Source organism: Martinezella lusitana (assembly GCF_016901135.1).
GTDB lineage: Bacteria > Pseudomonadota > Alphaproteobacteria > Rhizobiales > Rhizobiaceae > Rhizobium > Rhizobium lusitanum_D.
In genome coordinates this window covers 120,949-135,156 of record NZ_JAFEVL010000062.1, presented here as the reverse complement: position 1 = coordinate 135,156, position 14,208 = coordinate 120,949, and the positions used below count along the sequence as shown (strand labels likewise).

The 14,208-nt window shown below is 61.3% G+C and carries 9 protein-coding genes; 5 read left to right on the top strand and 4 right to left on the bottom strand.

Going from position 1 to position 14,208, the window contains the following annotated elements:
* Nucleotides 1-2: 2 nt before the first annotated feature.
* A complete protein-coding gene (locus tag JTP94_RS27045; protein ID WP_034509204.1) occupies nt 3-245 on the top strand; it encodes a hypothetical protein in 243 nt (80 codons plus the stop codon).
* A 100-nt stretch (nt 246-345) separates the two neighbouring features.
* Here the strand turns inward: JTP94_RS27045 and JTP94_RS27040 are convergent, their stop codons facing one another.
* Entirely contained in the window at nt 346-1,029 is a 684-nt protein-coding gene (locus tag JTP94_RS27040) for a TetR/AcrR family transcriptional regulator (protein ID WP_204853488.1), read from the bottom strand.
* Nucleotides 1,030-1,203: 174 nt separating this feature from the next.
* Here JTP94_RS27040 and JTP94_RS27035 point away from each other — a divergent pair, with 174 nt between their 5' ends.
* The 4 genes from JTP94_RS27035 to JTP94_RS27020 all read left to right on the top strand — a co-directional run bounded on the left by JTP94_RS27035 (nt 1,204) and on the right by JTP94_RS27020 (nt 6,383).
* Nucleotides 1,204-2,430 (top strand): efflux RND transporter periplasmic adaptor subunit, encoded by a 1,227-nt coding sequence (locus tag JTP94_RS27035; RefSeq protein WP_204853680.1) that lies wholly within the window; start codon nt 1,204-1,206, stop codon nt 2,428-2,430.
* Nucleotides 2,431-2,439: 9 nt separating this feature from the next.
* Nucleotides 2,440-5,583, top strand: a complete 3,144-nt coding sequence (locus tag JTP94_RS27030; RefSeq protein ID WP_204853487.1) for an efflux RND transporter permease subunit — start codon at nt 2,440-2,442, stop codon at nt 5,581-5,583.
* Nucleotides 5,584-5,715: 132 nt separating this feature from the next.
* Entirely contained in the window at nt 5,716-5,961 is a 246-nt protein-coding gene (locus JTP94_RS27025; RefSeq protein ID WP_015341549.1) for a FitA-like ribbon-helix-helix domain-containing protein, read from the top strand.
* Nucleotides 5,958-6,383: a type II toxin-antitoxin system VapC family toxin gene (locus JTP94_RS27020; RefSeq protein WP_204853486.1), complete on the top strand. Its 426-nt coding sequence runs from the start codon at nt 5,958-5,960 to the stop codon at nt 6,381-6,383. The genes JTP94_RS27025 and JTP94_RS27020 overlap by 4 nt, the downstream gene beginning before the upstream one ends.
* A 21-nt stretch (nt 6,384-6,404) precedes the next feature.
* On the opposite strand, the gene JTP94_RS27015 is transcribed toward JTP94_RS27020, so the two are convergent.
* From JTP94_RS27015 to JTP94_RS27005, 3 genes are read right to left on the bottom strand one after another with little or no spacing between them, the layout of a single operon-like run.
* Nucleotides 6,405-9,512 (bottom strand): efflux RND transporter permease subunit, encoded by a 3,108-nt coding sequence (locus JTP94_RS27015; RefSeq protein WP_204853485.1) that lies wholly within the window; start codon nt 9,510-9,512, stop codon nt 6,405-6,407.
* Nucleotides 9,509-12,628, bottom strand: a complete 3,120-nt coding sequence (locus JTP94_RS27010) for an efflux RND transporter permease subunit (protein WP_204853484.1) — start codon at nt 12,626-12,628, stop codon at nt 9,509-9,511. Before JTP94_RS27010 ends, JTP94_RS27015 begins: the two co-directional genes overlap by 4 nt.
* Nucleotides 12,625-14,091 (bottom strand): efflux RND transporter periplasmic adaptor subunit, encoded by a 1,467-nt coding sequence (locus JTP94_RS27005; RefSeq protein ID WP_204853483.1) that lies wholly within the window; start codon nt 14,089-14,091, stop codon nt 12,625-12,627. Before JTP94_RS27005 ends, JTP94_RS27010 begins: the two co-directional genes overlap by 4 nt.
* Between the last annotated feature and the right edge of the window lie 117 nt (nt 14,092-14,208).

Here is a 14,208-nt window from a genome sequence, read left to right as displayed (position 1 = left end):
AAATGACAGCAGTACTTTCGATCGGAGTGACAAACCAGGATCCGGACTCGCTCAAGGAACTGGCGTCGATCGCACGACTCATCACTTATGCGCGGCAAAGCGCCAAAAATCTCGACGCGGAATTCCCGGTCTGGTGCCTGGATCTGGCGCTCGGGGCCGTGTTGCAGGAAATGTATGCAAACGGGTTGCAGACGCCTTTGTTCGAAGAGGGCGCGGACAGGGCAAACATGGCCGTTGCGCATTGAGCGCACCGGTTCGGGTTCTGGCGGGGGGCCTGAAAAAATGCCGGTATGGTCAAGTAAGCCATATCGGCATTTTTCTTTGAGGCGCTGAGAACGAGGCGACCTAGCGGCCACTCGTGCGGGGCTGCACACCTGCCACGAAGATTGCAATACATTGACGCAAATGTCGCAAGCGCGTTTCCCGATCGGGCCAGTCATTCGGATGACTCGGCTTCGAGATCATGGCGCCGAAGATCATGTTCATCAGCATGCGCGCGCCGCTTGCAACATCGGCAATCTCGATAAGACCGCGCTGCTGCTGCTGGCTGAGCCAGCCGGCAAGCATCTGCTGCGATTGCTTTGCGCCGTAGGTGTGCATCAGCGTTGCAACCTCCGGAAATTGCTGCGATTCGCTGATGGCGAGATGAATGAAGGCCTCGCGTTCTCGCTCCTTGGTTTCATCGATATCGATCATGAAGATCTGCTCAAGCGCCTCGCCGAGCGGTAGATTCTCATCCGCGTCACGCGGCAAGGCCAGCATCGAGGCGCGATGATCGGCGATGATCGCCATGAAGAGATCGGTCTTGCTTGGAAACAATCGATAGAGGGTCTGCTTCGAAATCCTGCACCGGGCGGCAACCAGATCCATCGTCGTGCCGCCATATCCCAGCTCGTAGAATGTCGCGCGAGCCTCGCCGACGATCTCCATGCGCCGCGTATCGTCGTTCACGGTTTTCGGACGACCGCGCGGGCGGCGTGTCGCAGCCTGATCCGCGTTGCCTCCCCGTTCCTTCGTCCGCACTTCCATCTTGACCTCAACAGCCGAATGAGATTGACATTTGGAGCAATACAAATATTTTCCGTACGACATCGTACTGTAAATAAGGCAACAGGAAATAGCAACGTGCGAAAGCGTGCCTCTTTCACCTCCGCATCCATATATCCCGCGGCATCCACCGGCCTCCTGGCCACCCGAACCGCGATGATCGTCGCAGGGATCGCTGCCACGATGCTGCTTGTCGGCTGCAATGAGCAGAAGAATGCTCAAAGCGGCATGCCGGCCGTCAAGATCGAAGTCAGCGCCATGGCGCTGCACCCGCAATCGGTGGCAATCACCGCCGAGCTGCCCGGCCGTACCAGCGCCTATCTTGTCGCCGAAGTGCGACCGCAGGTCGGCGGCATCATTCGCAGCCGTAACTTCAAGGAAGGCAGCGAGGTGAAGGCGGCCGACGTGCTCTACGAGATCGATCCGGCCTCCTACCAGGCATCCTATGACAGCGCGGTCGCTTCCTTGCAGAAGGCGGAAGGGGCCTTGCCGAGCGCTCAGTCGAAGGTGGATCGTTATAAGAGCCTCACGGCACAGGACGCGGTCAGCAAGCAAAATCTGGACGATGCAGTGTCCACTTTGGCTCAGGCGAATGCCGACGTGGCATCTGCGAAAGCGGCCCTGGAAACAGCACGCATCAATCTCGACTACACCAAGATGCGCGCGCCGATCGCCGGCCGTGTCGATGCTTCCGCAGTCACCGTTGGCGCCCTCGTCACCGCGGACCAGACGACCGCACTGACCACCATCCGCCAACTCGATCCGATCAATGTCGACGTCACGCAGTCGAGCACGAACCTGCTTGAATTCCGTCGTGCCATCGCCGAGGGCCGATTGAAAACCAGCGGCGACAACGTCTCCGTGCATCTGACGCTGGAAGACGGCAGCCAATATAAGGAAGCCGGCAAGCTCGAGTTTGCTGAGGCCGCTGTCGCCGAAACCGTCGGCACCATCACCGTGCGCGCCGTCTTCCCCAACCCCGATCGTATACTGCTGCCCGGCATGTATGTGCGCGCCACCATTCAGGAAGGCATTGCCGAAAACAGCTTCCTCGTGCCCCAGCGCGCCGTTTTCCGCAACACCAAGGGCGAGCCTACAGCCATGTTCGTGGCTGCCGACGGCAAGGTGCAGCAGCGCGTATTGAAGGTACAGCGCAGCATCGGCAACAGCTGGCTTGTCAATGAGGGCATGACGGACGGCGACCGCGTGATCGTCGAAGGCAGCCAGCGTGTCCGCGACGGCCAGGAAGTCACTGTCTCCCCCGTGACCATCGATGATGCGACCGGCGAGGTGAAGCAGGCAACAGCCGACGCCAAGCCCGCACAGCAGCAGGCCGAATTGGAAAAGACCGATATCAAGGCCGCCTCCGGCGCTCAGAAGTGAGGTGGTTTGATGTCTCGTTTTTTCATTGACCGGCCGATCTTTGCCTGGGTTATCGCCATCGTCATCATGCTCGCGGGCGCGTTGTCGATCCTCACACTGTCGATCTCGCAATATCCGCAAATCGCGCCCACCACGGTGAGCATCAGCGCCACCTATCCCGGCGCCGATGCCGCAACCGTCGAAAACTCGGTGACCAAGGTCATCGAGCAAGGCATGACGGGTATCGACAATCTCGATTACATGACCTCGACCTCGACCTCGACGGGCCAGGCCTCGATCTCGGTGACCTTCACCAACAAGGCCGATCCGGACGTCGCGCAGATGCAGGTGCAGAACAAGCTGCAGCTCGTCACCGCACAGCTGCCGCAGACCGTGCAATCGACCGGCATAACCGTTTCAAAGTCGACGTCGAACTTCCTCATGGTCGTCGGCTTCGTCTCGACCGACAACAAGCTGAACTCCAACGACCTGGCGGACTATGTTTCCAGCACGCTCAACGATACGCTGAAGCGCATCGACGGTGTCGGCAACACCCAGATCTTCGGTGCCGGCTATGCCATGCGCATCTGGGTCAATCCGGACAAGCTCGCCAAATATCAGCTGATGGTCAGCGACGTCACCAGCGCGATCGAGGCGCAGAACTCGCAGGTTTCTGCCGGCCAGCTCGGTGCGCTGCCGCAACGCAAGGGTCAGCAGCTCAACGCGACTGTTACGGCCAAGAGCCGCTTGCAGACGCCGGAGCAGTTCGAAAATATCATCCTGAAGAGCCTGTCCAATGGTTCGCTGGTGCGTTTGAACGATGTCGCCACCGTCGAGCTCGGGGCATCGTCCTATACGACGTCGAGCACCTATAACGGCCATCCCTCGTCCGGTCTTGCCGTGATGCTCGCTTCCGGCGCCAACGCCATCAGCACGGCCGAGGCGGTCAGATCGACTATTACCAATCTGAGCCAGACCCTGCCGCCGAATGTCGAGATCGTCTATCCCTACGACACGACACCGTTCGTCAAGCTGTCGATCGAAGACGTGGTCAAGACGCTGTTCGAAGCCATCGTGCTCGTCTTCATCGTCATGTTCGTCTTCCTGCAGAACATCCGCGCTACTCTGATCCCGACGCTCGCCGTCCCCGTCGTCCTGCTCGGCACCTTCGGCGTGCTGTCGCTGTTCGGCTATTCGATCAATACGCTCACCATGTTCGGCATGGTGCTCGCCATCGGTCTGTTGGTCGACGACGCCATCGTCGTCGTCGAGAATGTCGAGCGCGTCATGGAGGAAGAGGGATTGTCGCCGCGCGAGGCGACGATCAAGTCGATGCAGGAAATCACCGGCGCGCTGATCGGCATCGCCACGGTGCTGTCGGCCGTGTTCATCCCGATGGCTTTCTTCTCCGGCTCGGTCGGCATCATCTACCGACAGTTCTCGGTAACGATCGTCTCGGCGATGGTGCTCTCTGTCATCGTCGCCTTGATCCTAACGCCGGCCCTTTGCGCTACCCTACTCAAAAAGCCCGAACACGGGGCCAAGGAACGAGGCCTGTTCGGCTGGTTCAACCGCAACTTCGAGCGGGCGACGCATCGCTACCAGCGCAGCATTAACGGCATGATTCGTTACACCGCCGTCTTCCTGCTGATATTCGTCCTGATCGGCGGCGCCGTCGCCTATCTGTTCAACCGCCTTCCCAGCTCGTTCCTGCCGGATGAGGACCAGGGCATCCTGCTGACCGCCATTCAGCTCCCCCCCGGCGCCACGGATTCCCGCACCTGGGCTGTGCTCAATCAGGTGAAGGACTATTACCTCAACACCGAGAAGGACTATGTCGACGGCGCATTCGCCGTGGCGGGCTTCGGCTTCAGCGGTCAGGGCCAGAACGTCGGTATCGTCTTCGTCAGATTGAAGGACTTCGACAAGCGTTCGACACCGCAATCGAAGGCGCAGGCGATCGCCGGTCGCGCCATGGGTGCTTTTTCGAAGATCAAGGACGGCAGCGTCTTCGCGCTTGCGCCGCCGGCGATCCCCGGCTTCGGCAGTTCCAGCGGTTTCGACTTCTTCATCAAGGACGTCAACGGCGCCGGTCATGCCGCGCTCATCGCAGCCCGCAACCAGTTGCTCGGCGCAGCCGGCAAAAGTCCGAAGCTCTTCGGCACTCGCCCGAACGGCCAGGAAGATACGCCGCAATACTCCGTAAACATCGATCAGGAAAAGGCGAGCGCGCTCAATATCACCCTGTCTGATATCGACTCGACGCTGTCGACCGCCTGGGGCGGCACCTACGTCAACGACTTCATCGACCGCGGCCGCGTCAAGCCCGTCTACGTACAGGCCGACAAGGACTTCCGCATGCAGCCCGAGGATTTCGGCCGCTGGTACGTCCGCAACTCCGGCGGCGACATGGTGCCGTTCTCGGCCTTCGCCAGCGGCGACTGGACCTACGGTTCGCCGCGGCTCGAACGCTATAACGGCTCGTCTGCCGTCGAAATCCAGGGCGCGGCAGCACCGGGCGTCTCGTCGGGCGATGCCATGAACGAGATCGACAAGATCATGGCGACCCTGCCGCCCGGCTTCAGCCATGAATGGACCAGCCTGTCGGCCCAGGAAAAGCTCTCGGGCAACCAGGCGACCCAGCTCTATGCGATCTCCATCCTGGTCGTGTTCCTAGCGCTCGCTGCTCTCTATGAAAGCTGGTCGATCCCGCTTGCCGTCATGCTGTCGGTTCCGATCGGCATCTTCGGCGCGCTACTGGGCGCAACCCTGTTCGGCCAGTCAAACGACGTCTACTTCAAGGTGGGCCTGCTGACGACAATCGGTCTGGCGGCCAAGAACGCCATCCTGATCGTCGAATTTGCCATCGAGCAGCAGAACCAGGGCAAGGGGCTGATCGAGGCGACGCTGGAGGCAGCTCGCCAGCGCCTGCGACCGATCCTGATGACCTCGCTCGCCTTCATTCTCGGCGTCATGCCGTTGGCGATTGCCAATGGCGCGGGATCAGGCAGCCAGAACTCGATCGGTATCGGCGTTATGGGCGGCATGATCTCGGCGACCGTGCTCGGCGTCTTCTTCATCCCGCTGCTGTTCGTCTCGGTCCGCCGCATCTTCAAGGGCAATGTTCGGTCGACGGCAGCGCCGGAGGCCGCCAACCCTGACGTGGCGCATTAAGGCCTCTCCACTCGCTCTCGCGAAAAAGAGAGCGGGCGGTTGAGACCTCGATCACGGATCGGCTGCTTCGTCTTGATTTGCCAAATCTGTCATCAATGATTAATATGCAATCATTGATGACAGGACATTTCTATGGCCAGTATGACGATCCGCAACATCGACGATCATCTAAAGACCCGGCTGCGCATTCGCGCCGCCGCACACGGGCGATCGATGGAGGATGAGGCGCGAGACATCCTGCGAGCGGCCTTATCGACCGAGGAAAAGCGTCAGCCCAATTTGGCCGAGACAATTCGTCGTCGCATGGCTGCAAGCGGTGGGGTCGTGCTGGATATTGCCCCACGCGAACCAATCCGCCCGGTCGATCTCGATCCATGATCATTCTCGACACGAATGTCATTTCGGAACTACTGGCGCCATCACCATCGCCAATGGTTGAAGCGTGGCTCGCCGCCCAGCCTCCTCTCGCCATCTTTACGACGGCAACGACGCAGGCGGAAATCCTTTACGGCCTCCGGCTACTGCCCGAGGGCCGACGCCGAAGCGAATTGGAAGCTGCCATTCTCCCGATATTCGAAGAGGATTTCGCCGGAAGAGTTCTTCCCTTCGATAGCGAAGCTGCGGGAGCTTATTCCTTCATTGCAACATCGCGGCGGCGGGCTGGCAAGCCAATCAACCAGTTCGATGCTCAGATCGCCGCAATTGTAGCGTCGCGAGGAGCAACGCTTGCAACACGCAACGTGCCGGATTTCCTGGACACCGGAATAGCAATCGTCAATCCGTGGAACTATCAGGACTGATCCGATCCATATGCCGCTAACTCAAGTTGACAGCGAAGACATCGGCGGTGCCGGCTCTTGCTTCGGCGACCATCGTGCATGCAGCTTGGCAAGCATCAGATAGATGATCGGCGTCGTGTAGAGCGTCAACACCTGCGACACGACAAGGCCGCCGACGATGGTGATACCCAGCGGACGGCGAAGCTCCGAACCTGGGCCGGTCGCGATGATCAACGGGATAGCCCCCATGAGCGCGGCCAGCGTCGTCATTAGGATCGGACGGAAACGCTTGAGGCAGGCTTGATAGATCGCTTCCTCCGAGGATAGGCCGAGCGTGCGCTCACCCTGCAGGGCGAAGTCCACCATCATGATCCCGTTCTTCTTGACGATGCCGATCAGCAGGATAATGCCGATGAAGGCGATGATCGTCAGTTCCGTACCGCTGATCACGAGCGCCAGCAGGGCGCCCAGGCCGGCTGATGGTAGCGTCGAGATGATCGTCAGCGGATGCGCCAGGCTTTCATAGAGAATGCCGAGAACGATGTAGACCGTCAGAAGCGCTGCCAGAAGCAGGAGCGGCTGGCTGCTGGACGACTGTGTGACGCTTGCAGCATCGCCGGCGAAATCCGCATGCAGTGTGTCGGGCAGGTGCATGTCGAGCACCGCTTTCTGGATGGCGTCGTTCGCCACCTGCAGCGGTGTGTTGAGCGCCAGATTGTAGGAAATGGTGACGGACGGATATTGGCCCTGATGATTGACCACCAGCGGCGCAAGCGTCCGGTCGATCGATGCGACGGCGCTGAGGGGGACCTGCGTGCCACCGGAGGCCGGCACATAGAGCTTGGAAATATCATGCGGATCGAGGGCGTAGTTCGGATTAGCCTCCAGCACGACACGATACTGATTGCGCTGCGTATAGATCGTCGAGATCTGCCGCTGAGCGAAGGCGTTGTTCAGTGCGGCATCGATGGACTGAATGTTGACCCCGAGTTGGGAAGCGAGGCTCCGGTCGATATTGACGGTCGCCTGCAGGCCGTTGGGCTGCCTGTCGGTCGCGACATCGGTCAGCCCCGGAAGAGCTTGCATGCGTTCCAGCACCTTCGGCGCCCAATCCACCAGCTCGTCATAATTCGCGCCCCAGAGCGTGAACTGATATTGCGACTGCGACTGGCGAGCCCCGGCACGGATGTCGCCGGGCGAAAACAGGAAGGTGCTAAGCCCTGGAACGGCCATGAGTTGCTTGCGAAGCCGGTCGATGACATCAGCCGTCGGCGCACGCTCCCCTTCCGGCTTGAGCGAAATGAGGAGCTGCCCGCGATTGATGGAGCTGGAAAAGCCGCCGCCGCCCACGGAAGAACCAAGACCCGAGACCGCAGGGTCCTGGGCGACGATATCCGCCGCCTGCTGCTGCAATTTGACCATGGCCGGATAGGAAATATCGGTCGCAGCCTGCGTCCCGCCCTGGATGAAGCCTGTATCGTCCTGAGGAATGAAACCCTTCGGCACCTTAACGTAGAGATAGGCCGACATCACGACGCAGGCGATGATAACAAGCACTGATAGCACGCGGTGATGCAGCACTGCTTTCAGGGTGCGGCCATAAAAGCCGATAATAGCGCCCAGTGTGCCTTCGACGATGCGGCCAAACGGGCCGGGCCGGGCATCAATGTCGTGCTGGCGAAGGCGATGGCCGCAGATCATCGGCGTGAGCGTCAGCGACACCAGCGTTGAAACGACAATAGTAAATCCGAGCGTCAGCGAGAAAGTCTGGAAGAAACGGCCGACGATGCCGCCCATGAAGAACAGGGGAATGAAGGCGGCGAGTAGTGACAGGCTGATGGAAACGACCGTGAAGCCGATCTGCCTTGCCCCTTCGAGCGCCGCCCGCATCGGCTTCATGCCGGTTTCCAGATTGGCATAGATGTTCTCGATCATGACGATGGCATCATCGACGACGAAGCCCACCGAGACGGCGAGCGCCATGAGAGAAAGGTTGTCTATGGACAGTCCGAACAGCCACATCGCGGCAAAGGTTCCGGCCAATGAGAGCGGCACGGTGACGCCTGCTGCAACTGTCGGCGTGGCACGCCGCAGAAAGACGAAGACCACGGCCATGACCAGGCAGATGGTAGCGAGCAGGGTCCACTGCATATCGTTGACGCTGGCATGGATCGTCGTGGTGCGGTCGGAAAGGACTGCTATCTTGACGCCGGCGGGGATGAGCCTCTGCAGCTCGGGGATCAGCTCCTTGACACCATCGACGGTGGCAATGACGTTCGCATCCGCCTGCTTGGTGATGTTGAGAAGCACGGCGGGCTTGCCGTCGTACCACGCATCGGAGCGGCTGTTGCGCACGCCCGGCTCGACGGTCGCGATATCCGACAGGCGGACGGCCGTGCCATCGCCACTCTGCACGATGAGCCTTCCATAGGCTTCCGGCGTCCGCAACTGACTGTTCACTGCAATGGAGAAGGCGCCGCTGGCGCCGTCGATAGAGCCGAAAGGACCGAGCACGTTGGCGTTGACGATCGCCGTGCGGACGGCATCGAGCGACAGGCCCATCGCCGAGAGACGGTCGGGATCCAGCCTGACCCGCACCGCCGGCTGATCGGCACCGCTGACCGTCACGCCGCCGACACCATCCACCTGCGAGATACGCTGCACGACCACCGTATCCGCCGCATCATATATGGCGCTCGGCGCGACATTGTCTGACGTCAGCGCCAGGATCAGGACGGGAGCCGCAGCCGGATTGATCTTGCGGAAGGACGGCAATGTCGGCAGGTCGCCCGGCAAGTCGGTCGCGGCCGCATTCAAAGCGGCCTGCACATCCTGCGCCGCGCCATCGACACTGCGCGAGAGATCGAATTGCGCGATGATGGTGCTCGAGCCGAGCGAGCTGACCGAGGTCAGCTGCGTGATGCCGGCAATGGTGCCGAGATGGCGCTCGAGCGGCGCCGCGACGCTTGCCGCCATGCTGGCGGGATCGGCGCCCGGGCGGCCGGCGGAGACGACGATCGTCGGCAGATCGACGGTCGGCAGGCTTGCCACCGGCAGGAAACGATAGGCGACGATGCCGAGGATCATCAGCCCGATCGCCAGAAGCGTCGTCCCGACAGGGCGCTTGATGAACGGCTCGGAGAGGTTCATGTCTCACCACCCGCCAGTTCGTCCATCTCCGGGCTCGGCGTTCCGCTCGTGCGGCCGACGATGCGGGCACGCAGGCGCTCGAAGGCCAGATAGATCACCGGCGTCGTATAGAGCGTCAGAAGCTGAGAAAGCACGAGACCGCCGATGATGGTAATACCGAGCGGGATGCGCAGCTCGGCACCCGTGCCTTGCGCCAGGGCCAATGGCAGCGCGCCGAAGAGTGCCGCCAGCGTCGTCATCATGATCGGGCGGAAACGCAGGATCGAGGCCTTGAGAATGGCCTCGCGCGGCGGAAGACCTTCCTTGCGTTCCGCCTCCAGCGCGAAGTCGATCATCATGATCGCATTCTTCTTCACGATGCCCATCAGTAGCACGATGCCGATCAAGGCGATGATCGACAGATCCTGCCCGAACAGCATCAGTGCGAGCAGCGCGCCGACGCCGGCCGAAGGCAGCGTCGAAAGGATGGTAATCGGATGCACGGCGCTCTCGTAGAGCAAGCCGAGCACGATGTAGATCGTTACGACGGCCGCGAGAATGAGCCAGGGTTCGCCCGCGAGCGAAGAGGCGAATTCCTCGGCATCACCCGAATATTTGCGCTGGATGGTATCAGGCATGTCAATGTCCAGCTCGGCCGCCTGGACCTCTGCCACGGCCTCGCTCAGCGAAGCGCCCTTGGCGAGATCGAAGCTGATCGTCACGGCCGGAAACTGCTCGTCATGGCTGATGACCAGGGGCGCCGTCGTGAATGTCGCTGTCGTGAACGCATTAAGTGGAACCTGCGTGTCGCTGGCCCCTGCAACGTAAAGCTTGTCGAGCGACTTCGGATCGGACTGGTATTGCGGCGCGGCCTCGAGGATAACGCGATACTGGTTGGCCTGGCCATAGATCGTAGCGATCTGACGCTGGCCGAACGCATCATTCAACGTATCGCTGACGGCCTGCATCGAAACGCCGAGCCGCGAGGCGGTTTCGCGATCGACATCGACGAAGATGCGGCCGCCGCCCATTTCGACCTCGGAAGTGACGTCGATGAGCTTCGGGCTCTCCTGCAGCCGCTGCGTGAGCTTTGCGGCCCAGTCGACCACCGTTGCCGTATCCGTCCCAGTCAAAGTGTATTGATAGGGTGCGCGGCTTGCCCGGGTACTGATCGAGATGCCGCGCACGCTCTGGAACGTGACATGGATACCGGGCAGACCGTCGACTTCACCGCGCATCCGGTCAATAATCTGATCGGCGGAAACGTCGCGCTGGTTTCTCGGCTTCAGCACAAGGCTGAGATTGCCCGTGTTCAGCGTCAGATTGCTGGCGCTGGCGCCGATGACGGAGACCACCCCCTTCACGTCGGGATCCTTGCGCAAGCGGTCGGCAACGGTCGCCTGTATCGTCGTCATGGATTCGAAGGAGGTCGTCGGCTCCGCTTCGATGACGGCGGTGATCAGCCCCGTATCCTGCGCCGGTACGAAACCCTTGGGAATGACGACATAGAGCGCGACGGTCGCCACCAGCGTCACCACCGTTACCAGCAGCATCAGGGCGCTGCGATCCACGGCCCAGACGAGACTGCGTCTGTAGCCCTCGACAAGCCGCTCCATGAAACGGTCGGTTCCGGCCAGAATGCCACCCTTGCGCTCTTTGGGCTTTCGCAGGATACGGGCGCACATCATCGGTGTCAGGGTCAGGGACACGATTGCCGACACGACCACGGCAATGGTGAGCGTCAGCGCAAACTCACGGAACATACGCCCGACGATCCCGGTCATGAACAGCAGGGGTATGAAGACGGCAACCAGCGAGACGGTCAGCGAAATGATGGTGAAGCCGATCTCGCCAGCGCCCTTCAGCGCCGCCTGCATCGGGTTTTCACCCTCCTCGATATGGCGGGCGATGTTCTCGATCATCACGATGGCATCGTCGACGACGAAACCGGTGCCGATGGTCAGCGCCATCAGCGAGAGATTGTCGAGACTGAAGCCGGCAAACCACATGACACCGAAGGTCGCGATCAGCGACAGCGGCAAGGCGACGCCAGCGATGAACGTCGCCGTCACCGTGCGCAGGAAGAGCAGGACGACGAGGATAACGAGGCCGATGCTGATGACCAGCGTCCATTGCACGTCATGGATCGAAGCCCTGATCGTCTCGGTGCGATCGTTGACGATATCAAGCGAAATGCCGGCGGGCAGCGCCTGCTTCAGCTTCGGCAGCTGCTGCAGGACACTTTCGACCGTCTGAATGACGTTGGCGCCCGGCTGGCGCATGATATCGAGAATGACGGCGGGCTGTCCCTGATACCAGGCGCCGACGCGATTGTTCTCTAGCCCTTCGACGACGGTTGCCACGTCCTTCAATTGCACCGGCGCATTGTTGCGATAGGCGATGATGACGGATTTATAGACGTTGGGATCGACGATCTGGTCGTTGGCCGCAAGCGTGAAACTCTGCTGGGTGCCGTCAAGCGAGCCCTTGGCGCCGGCAACGCTGGCATTGGTGATCGCCGTGTGTATGTCCTCCAGAGCCAGGCCGTAGGAGGCGAGACGCGGCAGATCGACCTGAATGCGGATGGCGGGCTTGACGCCGCCCTGGATGTTGACGTCGCCGACGCCGGAAACCTCGCTTAGCCGCTGCGCCATCATCGTATCGGCGAAGTCGCTGAGTTCGCGGATCGAATAGCTGTTGGAGCGCAATGCCAGCGTCACGATCGGCGTATCGGCCGGGTTCACCTTCGAATAGGTCGGTGGATAGGGCAAGGTGCGCGGCAGCGTCGAGCCGGCGGCATTGATCGCCGCCTGCACGTCCTGCGCAGCGCCATCGATATTGCGGCCAAGATCGAATTGCAGGGTGATCTGGCTGATGCCGAAGGCACTCGACGAGGTCATGGAGGCCAGCGAGGGGATCTGGCCGAGCGGTCGCTCCAACGGCGCCGTCACCAGGGCAGCCATCGTGTCGGGATCAGCTCCGGGAAGCTGCGTCGTCACCTGTATCGTCGGAAAATCCACCTGCGGCAGCGGCGCGACCGGCAGGAAGAGAAAGCCGAGAATGCCGCCCAAGAGAACAGCGACCCCGAGAAGCGAGGTGGCGATAGGCCGGGAGATAAAGAGCGACGAAACGTTCATTGTTGCTGCGTCGGTGTTGCGGGCGACGTGGCGGGGGCAGTGCCGCCGCTGGCATCCGCACCCTGGCCGGCGCCGGCGGCATGCTGGCCGCGATGGCCGCCATTGCCACCCTGACCGTTGTGCCGACGATGCGGCCGCTCGCCACCATTCGCGTTGTCGGTTTGACCGCTTTGCGGATCGTTCTCCGCAACCGGCTGCCCCTGATCATTCGCTGCCGGCGCATTCGGCGTTGCCTGATCCGGACTGGCTGAAATCTGGACTTTCGACTTATCCTGAAGCCGCGCGAAGCCAGTCGTCACCACCTTGTCGCCCGGCGCCACACCGTCGGTGATGACCGCCAGCGTGTCATCCTGCTGACGCACCTTCACCGTCTTCATGGCAACGGTCTCATCCTGGTTGACGATATAGACGAACGTGCCGTTCGGCCCGCGCTGCACGGCGGCGCTCGGAATGGTCGTGGCGCCCTTCAGCGTCTCGACCAGAAGACGCGCGTTGACGAAAGCACCCGGCCAAAGCGCCAGCTTGTCGTTCGGGAAATTGGCCTTCAGCCTTATCGTGCCTGTCGTGGGGTCGACCTGGTTGTCGACCACCGCCAGCGAGCCATTGTCGACCACCGTCTGGCCATCGTTCCCCATCGCCTGGACGGCGAGCGTTCCGGCCAAGCTGGCTGCGTTGACGCGTGCCAGCTGCTGCTGCGGAATGGAAAAGAGGACGGAGATCGGCTGGATCTGCGACAACGTCACTATACCAGTCGTGTCGGACGAGCTGACGAGATTGCCGATATCGACGTTGCGGATGCCTGTGCGCCCGTCGATGGGCGCCTTGATCGTCGTATAGTCGAGCGTGGCCTGGGCGCTTTCTATGGCTGCCACATCGACCTGGATTTGCGCTGTATATTGCGCCACCAGCGACAGCTGGGTGTCGACCTGCTGCTGCGTGCCCGAAGCGGTCTTCACCATGAGCTGATAGCGGTTAAGGTCGCGCTGGGCGCCGGCGAGCAGAGCTTCGTCCTGCGCTTTCTTGGCGACCGCCTGGTCACGCTGCGCCTTGTAGACGCCGTCGTCGATGCGGGCGATCACGTCGCCCTTCTTGATGTCCTGGCCTTCGTCGAAATCGATTTCCACGATCTTTCCGTTGACCTGCGCGCGCACCGTTACGGTGTTCAAGGCCTTCACCGAACCAACGCCATCGATATAGACAGGCACATCGGCTGTCTTCGCCTCGGCCACAAGCACCGGAACAGGGCCGCTGAATTGCAAGAGGCTGCGCCGTCTTCCACCGCCGCCGCCTTGTCCCTGGCCGGCACGGCGTTCGCCCTGGGCTTGGGTGGCAGGTGCTGACGCATTCTGATAGCCGAGCAGCCGCTCGGCGCTGCCAAGCCAGAGATCACGAGTGGCATAGGCGCCATAGGCCACTGCACCGATCACCGCCAGCGACATTACGACCCGAAAGGTCCGAGCCATCAACATACCTTCCTTCAAAGCCTTCGACGGTCCACGATCCGCCAGCATCACATGGCGCGACTCTAGCTTGCATCGCGCCACTTAGGAATTTGGTATGGCCATTAAATTTTGTCCATT